We start from the raw sequence: 15,703 nt of genomic DNA on the forward strand, positions 1-15,703 counted from the left end.
CGGGTCATGCAGGTCGCGGACCGACGGGTCGCCCGGAGCGGGGGAACGGAGACGGATGCGGCGCCCATGGCCGGGTCCCTGACGCCGACCGACAAGCTCGTGATCTTCGGGCTCGGCGTCGCGCTTCAGTTCGACATCCTGACCTCGACCTTCGGGCTGCCGTTCCAGCGCCTGTCCGATCTCCTGCCGTTCCTGACGATCCCGTACTTCCTGTTCCGCCACGACGTGCTGACCGCGATGCTCGGCCGGATGCTGCCGATCGGGCTATTGGTCGTGATTCTGACGGCATCGCTGGTCTTCAAGGCCGACAAGGAGCAGGGCGACGTCTATCTCACGCTGGTGCTGCTGCTGTACGTCGTGCAGGCGATCCAGCTCGTGATCCTGTTCAAGGACCCGTCCGGCCCGGACTGCCTCGCGGCGGGAATCCTCCTCGGTCTCGTCGGGTCTCTCGGCGCGCTGGCCGCGGCCTCGGCCGGAATCGACCTGACGGCCTACGGGCTGGCGGTCCCGACCGACGGCGTCGATGCGGAGCTTCTCCTGTTCATGCAGGACAAGCTCGGCGGCCTCTGGGCCGGCGGCAACGAAACCGGCCACGTCTTCGCCCTTGCCGGCGCGGCAGCCATGTATCTCTGGTTCCGCACGGGCCGCACCGCGATCTACCTGCTCTACGTCCTCGGGCTGCTCGTCAGCTTCCCGATGACCAACAACCGCGCCGGGCTCGTCGTCCCGGCGATCTTCCTCGTGCTGATCCTCCGCAGGAGCTTCGGCGCCTATCACCTCCTTGCGGCGGCGGCGGCGGTCTGCGCCCTCGTCATGGTCTTCGCCGCGACGGGCTACACGCCCCTGCCCGAGAAGTTCCAGTCCGCGATCGAGAAGCGGTTCGTGTCGGACGGCAACACCGAGGCGAACGTCGGCGAACGGCTGGATTCGACCCTCGGCGGGCTGAGGCTCGCCTTGACGCATCCCTTCGGACTGGGCGCGGTCGCGACGCAGAACCAGTTGCGGGCCATGACGGGCCTCGGCACGCCGCACAACGGCATCGTATCGCTCGCCGTCCAGAGCGGGGTCTTCGTCGCGCTCGCCTTCCTCGTCGGTGCCTGCCGGATCGTCCTGACGCCCGGACGGTTCGGGCCGTTCGCGCACTACACGGTCCTGTTCATGGTGCCGTCGCTGATGTTCGAGGAGCTCTCGATCAACCAGGTCTTCCTGTTCGGCATCGCCTTCGTGCTGGCCGCCTCGGCCCTGTCGCGCCCGGACGACCCGGTGATCGCCCGGTCCTGAGCGCGGAACCGGCAGGGGCGGTCCAAACCCGCCGGGAGGACCGGTCGCCCGTGCCCTGCCCGCCTCGGCCCCGCCGGTCCGGCGGCATCGCCGGGCCTTCCGCTGCGAGCCGTGCGGCCCGGCATGCGCTCCCGCTCCCGGGCGGCGGGCCGCTCAGCGCCGCTTGCCCAGCTCGGTCGCGATGTCCTTGACCATGCGGCCGGCCTTGCGGTGGGCGGTGGTGAGCTGGTCCTGCGTCACGCCCCACCGCTTCATCCAGTATTCGACGGCTTTCCGCTCGGACAGGTCGAGCCGGTCCTTGTCGATGAAGCCGCGCTTGTCCTTCAGCCCCGCCATGGTCGCTCCTTGCCCGATGCGGTGATGTCGGCGCCCGCGTCGGGCGGGTCAAGCACCCGCGACGCGGGCGCGGCCGCAGGACCCGCGGGACGGCCAGGCCGGGACGATCGGGAGGCCGCACCACCCCGTGGGGACCGGCCTTCCTGCAACCCGAGCATGCCCCCCCAGCGCGCCCGAAGCCGTGCGTGTGTGATTTGTTGGATTTGTTGGCATCGGATTTGCCACGGTGGTTCCGGTCACGGCACGCGATCGCGGCCGTTGCAGACACGGAGCGGCAGGCATGGGCGACCAGGGGATCAGTCGGCGCGGCGCGCTCGGGCTCGGCGCCAGGGCGGCCGGCCTCATGGCGGCCGGGGCCGTGGCAAGCCCGTTCTTCGCGCGCAACGGCTTGGCCGCCGAGCCGATCAAGCTCGGCAGCCTGCTCGACGGCACCGGGGCGCTCGGCCTCGAGGGCCGGCGGATGATCGAGACCACGGAGTACGCGGTCGAGCTGATCAACAAGGCCGGCGGCCTGCTCGGGCGCGAGGTCAAGTTGATCGCCTACGACACGCAGTCCAACATGCAGCTCTACACCCAGTTCGCGCAGCAGCTCGCGCTGAAGGAGAAGGTCGACGTCATCCAGGGCGGCATCACCTCGGCCTCGCGCGAGGCGATCCGGCCGATCTTCGGCCGCTCCAAGACCCTGTACTTCTACAACACCCAGTACGAGGGCGGCGTCTGCGACCGCAACGTGTTCTGCACCGGTACCACGCCGGCCCAGACCGTGAACCACCTCGTCGACTACGCCCTCAAGACCTGGGGCAAGAAGGCCTACGTCATTGCTGCCGACTATAATTACGGCCACATCACCGCGAGCTGGATGACGAAGTTCATGAAGGACGGCGGCGGCTCGGTCGCCGGCACCGACTTCTTTCCCCTCGACGTGACCAACTTCTCCTCCGCGATCAGCCGCATCCAGCAGGCGCAGCCGGAGCTGGTGCTCTCGGCGCTGGTGGGCGCCAACCATTCCGGCTTCTACCGCCAGTGGGACGCGGCCGGCATGAAGGGCAAGATCCCGGTCGGCTCCAGCGTGTTCGGGCTCGGCGACGAGCTGACCACCATGGACACCTCGACCACCAACGGCCTCGTCACCTGCTACGGCTGGTACAACGACCTGCCGGCGCCCGCGAGCCAAGCCTTCGTCAAGGGCATGCAGGACAAGTTCGGCGCCGGCCTGACCGACCTGAGCGAGCTCGACACCGCGACCTACGACGGCATCATGCTCTGGGCCGAGGCCGTGAAGAAGGCCGGCTCCGTCGAGCGCGACAAGGTCGTCGAGGCGCTGGAGGCGGGCATCTCGATCGACAGCCCAGCCGGCAAGGTGACGATGGACGGGGCGACCCACCACACCATCCGCAGCACCTACCTCGCCCGGCCCAAGGATCGGAAGTGGGAGATCCTGGCGACCTTCCCCGACCAGTTCCCGGCCGACACGGGCGGCGCCTGCGACCTCCTGAAGAACCCGCGGACGAACAAGCAGTTCACCCCCGACCTCAAGGGCTGAGGCCGCACCATGGATCTGGCCGGCCTCCTCGGCTTCAACGTGCTCACCGGCATCGCGACGCTCGCGCTGATCACGCTGGGGCTCGGGGTGATCTACGGGATGATGCGCATCATCAACCTGGCGCACGGCGAGTTCATGATGCTCGGCGCCTACACCGCGGTCGTCGCGGCCGATGCCGGCGTCAACATCTGGGTGGCGATGCTGGTGCTGCCGCCGCTGGTCGTCGGGCTGATCGGCCTCGTCATCGAGCGCACCGTGATCCGCTTCCTCTACGGGCGGATGATGGACACGATGCTCGCCACCTGGGGCATCAGCCTCGGGCTGATCGGGCTGATCACCACGCTCTACGGCAACGTCGTGCGCGGGGTCTCGACGCCGGTGGGCAGCTTCGAGATCGGGCGCTACGGCGCGAGCCTCTACAGCCTCGTCATCGTCGCGGCCGCGTTGGCTGCGCTCGGCGGGATGCTGGCGCTGCTGCGGTTCACCCGCTTCGGGCTGGTCCTGCGCGCCACCATGCAGAACCCGCGCATGGCCGCCGCGCTCGGCGTCTCGCCGGACCGGATCTACATGGCGACCTTCGCGCTGGGCGCCGGGCTCGCGGGGTTGGCCGGCGGCGTGCTCGCGCCGATCTCGGGCGTCTCGCCGGCGATGGGCGCGGCCTACATCGCGCGAGCCTTCATCACCGTGCTCGGCGGCGGGGCGGCGATCATCACCGGCACGGGGCTCGCCTCCAGCCTGTTCGGGTCGATCAACGAACTCGTGGCCTTCAAGACGACGCCCGTCATCGGCGACGTGGTGCTGCTGGTGGCCGCCGTGCTGCTGATCCGCGTGCTGCCGCAAGGCATCACCGGCCGCTACCTGAGGCGCAGCCTATGACGCCCACGACCTCCCGCTCCGGGACGATCGCGAGCCGCGCGGGCTTTGCCGCGGTGCTCGCCTGCGGGTTCGCCCTGCTCGTCGGCGCGCCTCTCGTCGTCGACCCGTTCGGCCTCGTGCAGATGACGGGCTTTGCCGCACTCGCGATGTTCGCGCTCAGCCAGGGCTTCGTCTGGGGCTACGGCGGCATCATGTCGTTCGGGCAGGCGGCGTTCCTGGGGCTCGGCGGCTACGCTTACGCCGTCGCGGTGATCAACCTCGGCGACAGCACCCTGCCGATCTTGATCGCCATCGCTGTGCCGATGCTGTTTGCGGCGGCGCTGGGCTACTTCATGTTCTACGGCCGGATCAGCGACGCCTACGTCGGCGTCATCACGCTGACCGTCTCGGTGATCCTGTTCCAGCTCTTCAACACCACCTCGGGGAGCCAGTACCGGATCGGGCAGGCCGAGCTCGGCGGCTTCAACGGCATCCCGGCGATCCCCGTGATCAACAAGATCGGCGACGCCGGCAACTCGCTCGACATCGACGGGCTCTGGTACGCGGCGATGGCGGCCCTGATCCTCGTCTACGCGCTCCTGCGCGGCATCCTGGCGAGCCGCTTCGGCCGCGTCGTCGTGGCGATCCGCGAGAACGAGACCCGGGCGCAGCTCATCGGCTACGACCCGCGGCTCTACAAGCTGCTGGCCTTCACGATCGCGGCCGGCATCGCGGGGCTCGCCGGCTGCCTCTACGCCAACTGGGGCGGCTTCATCAGCCCGACGGTGTTCGGCCTGTCGATGTCGGCGCAGGTGATCATCTTCGTGCTGGTCGGGGGCTTGGGCACCCTGATCGGGCCGATGCTCGGCGCGGTGCTGATCCAGGCGCTGATCATCGCCGCCGGCACGCAGAACGTCGTCGATTCCAACCTCGGCCTCGGGATCGTGCTGGTCGGCTTCGTGCTGCTGGTCCCCGAGGGTCTCGTGCCCGTGGCCCGCCGCCTCGTCCTGCGCGCGGTTGGCCGGTTCACCGCGCGCAAAGCGCCCGCCGCCCCCGTGCCGACCCCGGCGCTGGCCGAGGGAACGGGCCGATGAGCCCCGCCGCGGCTCCGGCCGTGCAGCCGCTGCTGGAGGCGCGCGGCGCCACCATGCGCTTCGGCGGCGTCACGGCGGTGGACGCCGTCGACTTCGTCCTCGGCGAAGTGGAATTGCGCTGCCTGATCGGCCCGAACGGGGCCGGCAAGAGCACCTTCTTCAAGATGCTGACCGGCCAGCTCACCCCAAGCGCCGGCCGCATCCGCTTCCGTCACACCGACATCACCGGCGCCAACCCGCACGACATCGCCCGCCTCGGCGTCGGCATCAAGACGCAGGTGCCCAACGTCTTCAACGGCCTGTCGGTGCGCGAGAACGTGTTCATCGCCGCCTGCCGCCGCAAGTCGATGGCCCACACCAAGCGCATCGTCGACGAGACGCTGACGCGGCTGCGGCTCACGGACATCGCGGAGCGCATGGTCGGCCAGCTCGCCCACGGCCAGCGGCAGTGGGTCGAGATCGCCACCGTGCTCGCGCAGGAGCCGACGCTGATCCTGCTGGACGAGCCGGCCGCCGGCATGACCCACGACGAGGTCCACCGCACCGCCGACCTGATCCGCGAGATCAACCGGACGCACGCCGTGATCGTGGTCGAGCACGACATGCCGTTCATCCGGATGATCGCCAAGACCGTGACGGTGTTCAACCAGGGCCGCATCCTGATGGAGGACGCGGTCGGGACGGTGCTCGCCGACCAGCGCGTGCGCGACGTCTACCTCGGCAAGCAGGCGGCGTGAGGCCATGAGCCCGCATCCCGCTCCGAAGGCTGCGCCGCTCCTGTCCGTCGAGGGCCTGCACGCCGGCTACGGCCGCATCCCGATCCTCAGTGGCATCTCGCTCGACGTGGCGCCGAGCGAGGTCGTGGGCATCCTCGGCCACAACGGCATGGGCAAGACCACCCTGCTGCGCACCCTGATGGGCTACCTGCCCGCGACGACCGGCACCGTGCGGTTCGACGGCCGCGACCTCACCCGGGCCGCGCCGACGGCCCGCGCGCGTGCCGGGATCGGCTACGTGCCGCAGGGGCGCGAGATCTTCCCCGCGCTCAGCGTGCACGAGAACCTGCGCATGGGCTGCATGCTCGCGCGCACGCCCGAGGCCGAGACGATCGCCGACATCCTCACCGTCTTCCCCCGGCTCAAAGCCTACCTCGACCGGCCCGGCGGCGCGCTCTCGGGGGGCGAGCAGCAGTTGCTCGCGCTCGCCCGGTGCCTCTGCGCCGGCCCGCGCCTCGTGCTCCTCGACGAGCCGACCGAGGGCATCCAGCCCTCGATCATCGAGGAGATCGTCGAGACGCTGCGGGGCATCACCCGCGCCCGCGGGCTCACGATGCTGCTGGTGGAGCAGAACCTGTCCTTCATCTCCGGCCTCTCCGACCGGGTGCTGATCCTCCAGAAGGGGATGATCACCCGCGAGGTCCCGCCCGAGGTCGCCCGCGACCGCACGATGATCGACGAATTCGTCGGCATGAGCTGATCTGAGAACCGTCTGAATCCGGCGAAAGGGACACGAGCGATGGATGCAGCGCAGATGATTCCGGAGATCGAGATCGTCGAGATGACGCTGGCCGACGCCGCCGACGCGTTCGCCAGCGGCGTGACCGCGGAGGCCCTGACGCGGGCCTTCCTGGCGCGGGTCGAGGCCTACAACCCGCGCTACAACGCACTCATCATCATGAACCCGGAGGCGCTGGCCGACGCGCGGGCCAGCGACGCGCGGCGTGCGGCCGGCGCGAGCCTCGGGCCGCTCGACGGCGTGCCGGTGGTGATCAAGGACCCGATGGACATGGCGGGCCTCCCCACCACCGCGGGCTGGCGCTTCCTCAGCGCGAAGGCCGGCGGCGTCGACCTGATCCCGGAGACCGATTCGCCCGTCGTCGCGCGGATGCGGGCGGCCGGTTGCGTCATGCTCGGCAAGACCAACGTGCCCGTGCTCAGCGCCACCGGCAGCCACGCCAACGACAGTTGGGCCGGCCCGACCCTGAACGCGGCCGCCCCCGGGAGCCTGCCCGGCGGCAGCAGCGCCGGCACGGCGACCGCCGTCGGCCTGAGCCTCGCGGTGCTGGGGCTCGCCGAGGAGACCGGCGGCTCGATCCAGAACCCGGCCTCGGCGCAGGGGCTGGTCGGCATCAAGCCGACCTTCGCGCTGGTGCCGAACGCCGGCGTCGTGCCGCTCGCCGGCTCCACCCGCGACGTCGTCGGCCCGATCGCCCGGTGCGTGCGCGACGCGGCGCTGACGCTGGACGTGCTCGCCGGCTACACCGCGGCCGACCCGAAGACGGTGGCCGGCATCGGCCGCCGGCCGAAGGGCGGCTACGCGGCCAAGCTCGCGCCCGACGCCCTCAAGGGTAAGCGCCTCGGCCTCTACGGGCCGGGCTGGCGCGACCTGGCCCTCTCGGCCGAGGCGACCGCCCTCTACGCGCGGGCGCAGGGCGAGCTCACCGCCTGCGGGGCGACGCTGGTCGCCGACCCCTTCGCCGGCTCGGGCTTCGCCGACCTCGGCGAGCCGACGCCGGGGCTGAACCACTTCGATGCCCGCGGCATGGAATCGGTCGCCTACGACCTGCAGCTCTACCTCCGGCGCCTGGGCCCGAGCGCCGCTTTGCGCACGGTCGAGGCCTTCGCCGCGGCGACGAAGGCCGAGGACGCCTTCGCGCCCGGCGGCGTGCTGCACTACCTGCACGCGATCCCCGCCTTCGCCCCGATCCTCGCCGACCCGGACACGCCGCCGGACCTGTCCGATTTCCTCGCCCTGCGCGAGGCCTATCTCGACATCTTCGACCGGGTGATGGCCGAGCACGGCCTCGACGGCCTCGTCTTCCCGCAGATGCGCGACGAACTCCCGCCGCTGCACGGGGGCCGCGCGATCAACGAGACCACGGTGTGCGAGATCAACATCGCGGGCCTGCCCGGCGTCACGGTGCCGGCGGGCTTCTACGCCTCGGGGGCGCCGTTCAACCTGATCTTCGTCGGGCCGATGTGGAGCGAGGCGGAGCTTCTCGGGTTCGCCTACGCCTACGAATCCGCCACCCACCACCGCCGTGCGCCCGCCCTGGCCGGCTGAACGTGGACGCGGATCGGAGCACGATGCGGGCCGATGCTGACGGACCACCGCCATCAGGAGATCCTCGCCCGCCTGCACGGCGCCGGCCGCGTCGGGGTCTCGGATGCGGCGGCCTTCCTCAAGGTCTCCGAGGAGACGATCCGGCGCGACCTCAAGCTGATGGAGGTGCGTGGCCTGCTGCGGCGCATCCACGGCGGCGCGGTGCCGCCGCGCCTCGACCAGGACCGCCCGTTGCAGGAGCGCGGCAAGACCAACCCGCGCGAGAAGGCCCGCGTGGCCGCGATCGCCGAGGGGCTGGTGCGCGACGGCATGTCGATCTTCATCGACACCGGCACCACCACCCTGGCCCTGGCGCGCCGGCTGACGCAACGCAACCTCACGCTCACCACGAACTCGATCGACGTGGCGCTGCTCATCGGCGCCGGCCCGTCGCGGGTCAACCTGACGCCCGGCACCCTGCGGGCCAAGGACAACGCGCTCGTCGGCTACGAGACCGTGGCCTACGCCCGGCGCTACTTCTTCGACATCGTCTTCATGGGCATCTCGGCCTGCGACCTCGACCGCGGCTGGATGGATTACGAGGAGCACGAATCGGTGCTGCGGCGGACGCTGAAGGGCCAGGCCCGGCGCTGCGTGATCCTCGCCGATTCGCGAAAATTCGGCCTGCAGGCGAACCTGTGCACCTTCGACCTGTCGGACCCGCTCAGCGTCGTCACCGACCGGCCGCCCCCGCCGCCCTTCCTGGACCGCTTCATCCGGCATGACATCGACCTCATCACCGCCTGATCCCGGCCTGCACGCGCTGTTCGACAGCTTTTCGGAATTCGGCGCCACCGCGGGCGGCGGCGTTCACCGGCTCTGCGGCAGCGCGGCCGACGGGCAGGCGCGCGACCTGTTCGCGCAGGTCGTGCGGGACCTCGACGGCACCGTGCGCACCGATGCGGTCGGCAACCAGTTCGGACTGCTGGCCCTTGCCGGACGATCCGATGCGCCGCTGGTGATGCTCGGCTCGCACCTCGACAGCCAGCCCCAGGGCGGCCGCTTCGACGGCACGCTCGGCGTCGCGTCCGCGCTCCGCGTCGGCGCCGCGCTCGTGCGGGCGAAGGCGGCCGGCACCGCTTACGCGGCCGATCTCTGCGTCGTGAACTGGACCAACGAGGAGGGCGCCCGCTTCCGGCCGAGCCTTCTCGGCAGCGGCACCTATGCCGGCCATCACCGTGCCGAGGCGGCGCTGGCGATCCGCGACGACGACGGCGTCACGCTGGCCGAGGCGCTGGCCGCGATCGGCCAGCGCGGCACCGATCCGGCGCCTGCGCTGCCGGCCTGCTACCTCGAACTCCACGTCGAGCAGGGCACCGTGCTGGAAGCGGCGGGCGCCACGATCGGCATCGTCGCGCGCAACTGGGGGGCGACCAAGATCGAGGCGGCGTTCATCGGCGCGCAGGCCCATACCGGGCCGTGCCCGATGGACCTGCGCCGCGACGCCCTGCTCGCCGCCGCCTACGCCATCGCCGAAATCCGGGCGATCGCCGATCGCTGGCCGGGCCGCGTCCACACCTCGGTCGGCCGCATCCGGGTCGATCCGAACTCCGCCAACGTCGTCCCGGCCCGCGTCGCACTCTCGGTCGAGATCCGCTCGGCCGACGATTCCGTCCTCGGGGAAGCCGGCGCGCTCGCCGACGCGGCGCTGCGCGCGGCGGCCGAGCGCGCCCGCACCGGCCTCTCGATCCGCGACCGCGTCGAGCGGCCGATCCGCCCGCTTCCGGAGGACGTGTGCGATCTCGTGGCGCTCGCCGCCGAGGAAACCGGGCATCGGGCGATCCGTATGGACACGGTGGCCGGCCACGACGCCCTCAGCCTGCTCGGCGCCTGCCCGACCGGTCTCGTCTTCGTGCCGAGCGTCGGCGGCATCGCCCACAACGAGGCCGAGACCACGTCGCCGGCCGACATGCAGGCCGGCCTCGCGGTGCTGCTGCGCGCCGCCGACCGCCTGTGCCGGGCGGGCGGGGAGCCCGCGCGCGCGATCCGGGGGGATGCGCGATGAGGGCGGTGGGCCGTCCCGAGACGGCGTTCGAGCATCGCGTGGAAGCAGCCCTCGCCCGCATCCCCGAATGGCGGGGCCGTCGGCTCCGCTACGCGCTTGCCGCCGCCCCGGTCGCCTCGCCGACCCACCGCGCCGTGGCGTCGGACTGCCTGCGCATAGCTGCCGACGGGGAGGCGGACGTCTTCCTCAAGGTGCGCCACGCCGACATGGCCGACGACGTCACCCCCGTCGCGGCGCAGGCGGCCGAGCGTGCCGGCCGCCTCGGCCTCGGGCCGGCGGTGCGGATCGTCGGCGACGGCCTCCTCGGCCTCGATTTTCTGCCGGAGCCGTGGCGCTACGCCAGGGTCGGCGACCTGCAGGATGCCGGGAGGCTCGCCGACGTGCTCGGGGCCCTGCGCCGGCTCCAGGGCGAGGGCGCGCTCGGCCATCGCTTCTGTCCCTTCGCCCAGGTGGAGGCGCTCGCCCGCGAGGCGGCGTCCGTCGGCGCGCCCCTGCCGGACGGGGCCGAGGGACTGATCGCGGCCACCGCCCTGATCGGCGAAGCCGTGCGGGCGTCGGGCATCGACCTGCGCCCCTGCCGCAACGACGGCATCGCCTCGAACGTGATGCTCGGCGGCCAAAGTGACGGCCAAGGCGGCGGCGTCCGCCTCGTGGATTTCGACCTCGCGGGCGATGCCGATCCCTGGTTCGAGGTCGGCGCGCTGGTCAACGAGGTCTGCCGTTTCGAGGACGGCCGCCGGGCGGCGGTCGAGGCCTATGCCGGCGCCTGCGACCCGCGCCGGCTCAACCGCTGCCGGCTCTACGGGGCGGTAGACGACGTGATGTGGGGCCTCTGGGGCATCGTCCGCGCGGTGACGTCCCGGCGCGGCGGCATCGAGTTCTTCAAGTACGGCCAGTGGCGGCTCCTGCACGCCCGCACGACGACCGGCGCCTGGGATTTCGAGGCGTGGCTGCGCGGGCTGTGACGGCAGGCCGCGAGGGAGGACGGCGACGATGTGGACGAACGTGGGCGAGGGCACGAGCGCGGCCGAGCGCGACATCGAGGCGATCCTCGCCCGCGTTCCGCGCTGGCAGGGCGTGCCGCTTCGCTACCGGCCGGTCTCGGGCGGGATCAGCAACGCCAACTGGCAGGTGTCGGCCGGCGCCGCGCAGGACTGGTTCGTGAAGGTGCCGGGGCGCGGCACCGAGATGTTCATCACCCGCGCGGCGGCCAACGAGGCGAGCCGGAAGGCCCAGGCCTGCGGCTTCGGCGCCGAGGTGATCGACTTCCTGCCCGAGGACGGCGTCGAGGTCTTCGCCTTCGTCGAGGGGTTTCGCGCGACCTCGAACCTCGACTTCCTGCGGCCCAGTGTCCGCGGGAACGCGGTTCGCGCGCTGAGGGCGTTCAACGATTCCGGCCCCTTGCGCCTGACCAAGACCGTGTTCGACATGATCGAGGAGCACGTCGACCAGGTCGCCGCGGTCGGCGGGCGCGTGCCCGAAGACGCCCCGTTCCTGATGCGGCGCTGCGCCGAGGCCAAGGCGGCGCTGCTCGCCTCCGGCCTCGACCTCGTGCCGTGCATGAACGACACGCTCGCCGGCAACTTCCTGATCGATGCCGACGACCGGGTGATGCTCGTCGACTTCGAGTACGCCTCGAACAACGAGCGCGCCTACGAACTCGCCCTGTGGTTCGACGAGATGGCGTTCTCCGATTCCGTCGAGCGCGCGATGATCGAGACCTATTTCGGGCGCTGGGACCCGGCGATCGAGGCCCGCATCCAGGTCCTGAAGGCGCTGGCCGACCTGAAATGGGCGACCTGGGCGATGATCCAGGACGCGGTCTCGCTGCTCGACTTCGATTTCTACAAGTACGGCACCTGGAAGCACAGGCGCGCCCGCACCCTGTTCCACCACCCCGACTGGCCGCGCTGGCTCAAGCGGTTGTGAGGCGGAACCGCACGCCTCCTACCAACGGCGGCTATCCCTAACCGTTTTATCTCGGCCCTGCGCAGGGGACGGATGGGTAGATGACAGCCGCCACCGGTATCACATAATCTGCGTCGGACTTTTACGAGACTCCGTCCGTCCCACGCATCGTGCGCTCGATCTCAGATAGCCTGCGCCAGAACGCCTTGAGCGTCTCACCGTAATCTGCGTCCGGAAACGCATCTATTGCGCGTCGCTACACCTACGGGATGACGACCTCCGCCGAAGGAAGCGACCTGCCGAACGGAAAGTTCTGCGCGTCGGTCAGTCCGGGATCGTAGAAGCTATGCGTGTTCCGCCCGGCCGCCTTGGCGCGATAGAGCGCGATATCGGCGGACCGGAACAGGTCGTCGGCGTCTTCGCACGTTGCGGTGGCGAGGGCGATGCCGACGCTCGCCCCAACGCCGACGATGAGTCCGCCGAGGTCGATCGGTTCGGCGATGGTCCCGATTATCCGGCGCGCGAGCTTGTCCGCGGCCTCGGTGCCGTGCGGGCGTCCGAGGACGACCGCGAACTCGTCGCCGCCGAGCCGGGCGATGGTCGCTCCGTCCGGTACGACCGCGCGCAGCCGGTCGGCGACGATGCACAGCAGGCGGTCGCCTGCGGGGTGGCCGTGGGTGTCGTTCACCCGCTTGAAGCGGTCGAGGTCGCACGCCAACACTGCGAACGCCTCGCCGGTCCGTCGTGCGTCGGCGAGCCCCTGCCGGAGCCGCTCGTTGAACAGGGTACGGTTGGCCAAGCCCGTGAGCCCGTCGTGCAAGGCGATGTGGGTAATCCGCCGCTCAGCCTCCTTGCGCGCGGAGATGTCAGTGAAGGTCCAGACAACGCCGCCGTCCCCCAGCCGGGTGCCGCGCACCTCCATCGTCACGCCGTTCGGGCGAACCCGTTCGAACACGCCGGGGGAGGACGACTGCGCGCCACTCTCGACCATCCGGCCGAGGTGATCCACGTCGCCCGCGAATTCACCGCGTCCGATGAGGAAGCGGTGCACGTCGGCCATGCGCGCGCCATCGTGCAGGACGCTCGGCGGCAGGTCGATGATCTCGCAGGCGCGCCGGTTGTGCACGCGCACGCGCTGGTCCGGCCCGTAGTAGATCAGCCCTTGGTCCATATGCTCCAGGGTGGCGCGCAGCAGTTCGCTTGTCTCGCGCAGACGCGCTTCGAATTGCTCCTCGGGCGCATCGGCGATCGTCAGGTCATCCAGTGCAGTGCTACGCTCGATCTCGTTCGAGTCTCTTGAGATCATCGGCTTTTCCGCGACGGATCGGCGCTGCCATGACAGCATAATTCAGTCGCTTAAGAGCTTACAGGGGATTCCCTAATAAGACTTTGATTACGATCTGCATCGAAGCCAAACCGCCAGAGTCCCGAGCTATGCAGGGTTTGGGTGATGGAGGCTGGGTGTGATACCAACGGCAGTTATCTCTCACCGTTTTATCGCGGCCCTACGCAGGGGGCGGAAGGGTAGATGATAGTCGCCCCTGGTATCATACGGTCTCCGGTCAATCGGTTCGGTCGCGCGCGCGAGTCGGCCGAGGGGAGCGACCTTTCCGGATGCGGCGCTCCCCTCTCCCGACCCGCTCCGCGGGCCACCCTGTCCCGCAGAGGCCAACAGATGCACGCATCTCCCGATGCGATCGGATGACGCGCGGGTCCCATCTCCCCGCTTGCGGGGCGAGGGGATGCGCAGCCACCGAAGCGCCGAGCGCCGGGATGTCTGAATCCAGTAGCCCGCAGAGGGGAGAGGGAAGGACGCGTAGGTGACGGGGTGCGCCGCCCCCGGACCGGTCAGCCGGAAACCGTATCGTGATCGGGAGCGATCAGGTTCGATCCGGCCGAACGGATGCCGTTCGCAGCGTGGCTCCCGCGTGCCGACGGACGGGTTCGGCCGGCGCATATGCCCGCATTCGGGTAGTCCGGGGATCGATCCGCGGAGCCGGCCCCTACCGGCTCGCCGTCATCGCGCCGGCGTTCATCAGCCCGTCCGGGTCGAGGCTGCGCTTCACGGTGTCGATCAGGGCGAGCCGCGCGGGGTCGGCGTAGCGGCGCAGCAGGTCGCGCTTGAAGCGGCCGATGCCGTATTCGGCGCTGAAGCTGCCGCCGAGTTCGATCGCTGCGGCGTAAAGCTCGTGGGCGATGCCGGCCTCGACCTCGCGGGTGAAGGCGAGGCGGTCGCGGCCTTCCGGCACCACGAGGTTGTAGTGGATGTTGCCGTCGCCGACATGACCGTAGAAGGACAGGCGCACGCCGGGCATCGCCCGCGCGACGATGGCGCCGCCCCGCGCCAGGAACGCGCCGAGCGCGGAGACCGGCACGGAGATGTCGTGCTTCACCGAGCCGCCGGCGCGCTTCTCGCCCTCGGGGATGGTCTCGCGCACCGTCCACATCGCCCGCCGCTGCGCCTCCGATTGCGCCAGCACCGCGTCCGCGAGCCAGCCCCGCGCCATCAGGGCTTCGAGCGCCGCCATGAGCACGTCGTCGAGGGGGATGTGCCGGGACGAGGCGGAGAGCTCGATCAGCACGGCGCCGCCGGGGCCCGCCGCGAGGCCGGTCGCGGCCCCGCGCATTTCGGCGACGAGGGCGAGCGACGCGCCCGAGATCAGCTCGAAGGTCGAGATCAGGTCCGAGGTCTCCCGGCGCAGGAAGGCGGCGATCTCCGGAATCGGCGCGTGCGCGGTCAGGTGCAGCCACGCGGTCGCGCGGTAGCCTTGCGCCGGCCACAGCTTCAGGACCACGCCGGTGACGATGCCCAGCGTCCCCTCGGCCCCGACGAACATCTGCTTGAGGTCGTAGCCGATGTTGTTCTTGCGCAGGTGCCCCATGTCGGAGAACAGCGACCCGTCCGGCAGCACCGCTTCGAGCCCGAGCACGAGATCGCGGGTCATGCCGTAGCGCAGGACCTGCAGGCCCCCGGCGTTGGTGCCGAGATTGCCGCCGAGGCGGCAGCTTCCTTCCGAGCCGAGGCTAAGGGGCAGGAGCAGGTCGTGCGCGGCCGCGGCCGCCTGAGCCTCGGCGAGGATCGTGCCCGCATCGCAGGCGAGCGAGAAGTTGAGCGGGTCGACGGCGCGGATGCGGGTCATCCGCTCCAGGCTGACCACCAGTTGCCGCCGGCCCGCCTCCGGGGTGGCCCCGCCGACATAGCCGGTGTTGCCGCCCTGCGGCACGAGGCCGAAGCCCTCCGCCGCGGCAAGGCGGACCACCGCCTGCACCTCCTCGACCGTCCGCGGGCGCAGGACGGCCTGCGTCTCGCCCTGCATCAGCGCGCGGTGGTCGAGGGTGTAGCGCGCGGTCGCGTCGGGGGCGGTGAGCACGCCGCCGTCGCCGAGGAGGGCGTGGAACGGCGCGAGGGAGTCCGGGATCGGCATCGTTCGAGGCTCGTGCGGTTCGGTCTCGGCGCGAACCGGACCATGTCGCGGGACGCGGCCGATGGGAAGCCGGTCGTTCGCATCGTCGGACGGCCGACGGCCCGCAGGTGCCTATCCTCCCGCGCTCGCTTTTCTTCGACCCCCGGCCTTCCCA

The 15,703-nt window shown here is 70.8% G+C and carries 14 protein-coding genes; 11 read left to right on the forward strand and 3 right to left on the reverse strand.

Annotation, left to right across the window (positions count from 1 at the left end; translation table 11 throughout):
- Positions 1-66 precede the first annotated feature (66 nt).
- Positions 67-1,281 carry an O-antigen ligase family protein gene (locus ACFE86_RS02915; RefSeq protein ID WP_375453832.1) on the forward strand — a complete coding sequence of 405 codons (1,215 nt, stop codon included), beginning with the start codon at positions 67-69 and terminating at the stop codon, positions 1,279-1,281.
- A gap of 153 nt (positions 1,282-1,434) precedes the next feature.
- Here ACFE86_RS02915 and ACFE86_RS02920 read toward each other — a convergent pair whose 3' ends face one another.
- Positions 1,435-1,617 carry a DUF3606 domain-containing protein gene (locus ACFE86_RS02920; RefSeq protein ID WP_375453833.1) on the reverse strand — a complete coding sequence of 61 codons (183 nt, stop codon included), beginning with the start codon at positions 1,615-1,617 and terminating at the stop codon, positions 1,435-1,437.
- 280 nt (positions 1,618-1,897) lie between these two features.
- On the opposite strand from ACFE86_RS02920, the gene ACFE86_RS02925 reads away from it, so the two are divergent.
- The 10 genes from ACFE86_RS02925 to ACFE86_RS02970 are packed head-to-tail and all read left to right on the forward strand — an operon-like array spanning position 1,898 to position 12,145.
- A complete protein-coding gene (locus tag ACFE86_RS02925) occupies positions 1,898-3,160 on the forward strand; it encodes an ABC transporter substrate-binding protein (protein ID WP_375453834.1) in 1,263 nt (420 codons plus the stop codon).
- A gap of 9 nt (positions 3,161-3,169) precedes the next feature.
- Positions 3,170-4,036 (forward strand): branched-chain amino acid ABC transporter permease, encoded by an 867-nt coding sequence (locus ACFE86_RS02930; protein WP_375453835.1) that lies wholly within the window; start codon positions 3,170-3,172, stop codon positions 4,034-4,036.
- Positions 4,033-5,109 (forward strand): branched-chain amino acid ABC transporter permease, encoded by a 1,077-nt coding sequence (locus tag ACFE86_RS02935; RefSeq protein ID WP_375453836.1) that lies wholly within the window; start codon positions 4,033-4,035, stop codon positions 5,107-5,109. The genes ACFE86_RS02930 and ACFE86_RS02935 overlap by 4 nt, the downstream gene beginning before the upstream one ends.
- Complete coding sequence (locus tag ACFE86_RS02940) at positions 5,106-5,846, forward strand: ATP-binding cassette domain-containing protein (RefSeq protein ID WP_375453837.1); 741 nt, start codon at positions 5,106-5,108, stop codon at positions 5,844-5,846. The genes ACFE86_RS02935 and ACFE86_RS02940 overlap by 4 nt, the downstream gene beginning before the upstream one ends.
- Positions 5,847-5,850: 4 nt before the next feature.
- Positions 5,851-6,585, forward strand: a complete 735-nt coding sequence (locus ACFE86_RS02945) for an ABC transporter ATP-binding protein (RefSeq protein WP_375453838.1) — start codon at positions 5,851-5,853, stop codon at positions 6,583-6,585.
- Between the two features lie 39 nt (positions 6,586-6,624).
- Complete coding sequence (locus tag ACFE86_RS02950) at positions 6,625-8,172, forward strand: amidase (protein WP_375453839.1); 1,548 nt, start codon at positions 6,625-6,627, stop codon at positions 8,170-8,172.
- A gap of 33 nt (positions 8,173-8,205) precedes the next feature.
- Positions 8,206-8,958 carry a DeoR/GlpR family DNA-binding transcription regulator gene (locus ACFE86_RS02955; protein ID WP_375453840.1) on the forward strand — a complete coding sequence of 251 codons (753 nt, stop codon included), beginning with the start codon at positions 8,206-8,208 and terminating at the stop codon, positions 8,956-8,958.
- Complete coding sequence (locus ACFE86_RS02960; protein ID WP_375453841.1) at positions 8,933-10,216, forward strand: Zn-dependent hydrolase; 1,284 nt, start codon at positions 8,933-8,935, stop codon at positions 10,214-10,216. The genes ACFE86_RS02955 and ACFE86_RS02960 overlap by 26 nt, the downstream gene beginning before the upstream one ends.
- Positions 10,213-11,181 carry a phosphotransferase family protein gene (locus ACFE86_RS02965; protein ID WP_375453842.1) on the forward strand — a complete coding sequence of 323 codons (969 nt, stop codon included), beginning with the start codon at positions 10,213-10,215 and terminating at the stop codon, positions 11,179-11,181. The genes ACFE86_RS02960 and ACFE86_RS02965 overlap by 4 nt, the downstream gene beginning before the upstream one ends.
- 28 nt (positions 11,182-11,209) lie before the next feature.
- Entirely contained in the window at positions 11,210-12,145 is a 936-nt protein-coding gene (locus ACFE86_RS02970) for a phosphotransferase (RefSeq protein WP_375453843.1), read from the forward strand.
- A 241-nt stretch (positions 12,146-12,386) separates the two neighbouring features.
- Here the strand turns inward: ACFE86_RS02970 and ACFE86_RS02975 are convergent, their stop codons facing one another.
- Both ACFE86_RS02975 and ACFE86_RS02980 read right to left on the reverse strand, forming a co-directional pair.
- Positions 12,387-13,469, reverse strand: coding sequence for a diguanylate cyclase domain-containing protein (locus tag ACFE86_RS02975; RefSeq protein WP_375453844.1), 1,083 nt, complete (start codon positions 13,467-13,469; stop codon positions 12,387-12,389).
- Between the two features lie 658 nt (positions 13,470-14,127).
- Positions 14,128-15,549, reverse strand: a complete 1,422-nt coding sequence (locus tag ACFE86_RS02980; protein WP_375453845.1) for an FAD-binding oxidoreductase — start codon at positions 15,547-15,549, stop codon at positions 14,128-14,130.
- Positions 15,550-15,703: the final 154 nt, after the last annotated feature.

The sequence above is a fragment of the uncultured Methylobacterium sp. genome (assembly GCF_964244095.1).
Taxonomy (GTDB): domain Bacteria; phylum Pseudomonadota; class Alphaproteobacteria; order Rhizobiales; family Beijerinckiaceae; genus Methylobacterium.

Excerpts from the sequence above, each read along its gene's own strand:
- ACFE86_RS02915 (WP_375453832.1), top strand. The coding sequence starts at position 67 with ATGGCCGGGTCCCTGACGCCGACCGACAAGCTCGTGATCTTCGGGCTC.
- ACFE86_RS02920 (WP_375453833.1), bottom strand. The coding sequence starts at position 1,617 with ATGGCGGGGCTGAAGGACAAGCGCGGCTTCATCGACAAGGACCGGCTC.
- ACFE86_RS02925 (WP_375453834.1), top strand. The coding sequence starts at position 1,898 with ATGGGCGACCAGGGGATCAGTCGGCGCGGCGCGCTCGGGCTCGGCGCC.
- ACFE86_RS02930 (WP_375453835.1), top strand. The coding sequence starts at position 3,170 with ATGGATCTGGCCGGCCTCCTCGGCTTCAACGTGCTCACCGGCATCGCG.
- ACFE86_RS02935 (WP_375453836.1), top strand. The coding sequence starts at position 4,033 with ATGACGCCCACGACCTCCCGCTCCGGGACGATCGCGAGCCGCGCGGGC.
- ACFE86_RS02940 (WP_375453837.1), top strand. The coding sequence starts at position 5,106 with ATGAGCCCCGCCGCGGCTCCGGCCGTGCAGCCGCTGCTGGAGGCGCGC.
- ACFE86_RS02945 (WP_375453838.1), top strand. The coding sequence starts at position 5,851 with ATGAGCCCGCATCCCGCTCCGAAGGCTGCGCCGCTCCTGTCCGTCGAG.
- ACFE86_RS02950 (WP_375453839.1), top strand. The coding sequence starts at position 6,625 with ATGGATGCAGCGCAGATGATTCCGGAGATCGAGATCGTCGAGATGACG.
- ACFE86_RS02955 (WP_375453840.1), top strand. The coding sequence starts at position 8,206 with ATGCTGACGGACCACCGCCATCAGGAGATCCTCGCCCGCCTGCACGGC.
- ACFE86_RS02960 (WP_375453841.1), top strand. The coding sequence starts at position 8,933 with ATGACATCGACCTCATCACCGCCTGATCCCGGCCTGCACGCGCTGTTC.
- ACFE86_RS02965 (WP_375453842.1), top strand. The coding sequence starts at position 10,213 with ATGAGGGCGGTGGGCCGTCCCGAGACGGCGTTCGAGCATCGCGTGGAA.
- ACFE86_RS02970 (WP_375453843.1), top strand. The coding sequence starts at position 11,210 with ATGTGGACGAACGTGGGCGAGGGCACGAGCGCGGCCGAGCGCGACATC.
- ACFE86_RS02975 (WP_375453844.1), bottom strand. The coding sequence starts at position 13,469 with ATGCTGTCATGGCAGCGCCGATCCGTCGCGGAAAAGCCGATGATCTCA.
- ACFE86_RS02980 (WP_375453845.1), bottom strand. The coding sequence starts at position 15,549 with ATGCCGATCCCGGACTCCCTCGCGCCGTTCCACGCCCTCCTCGGCGAC.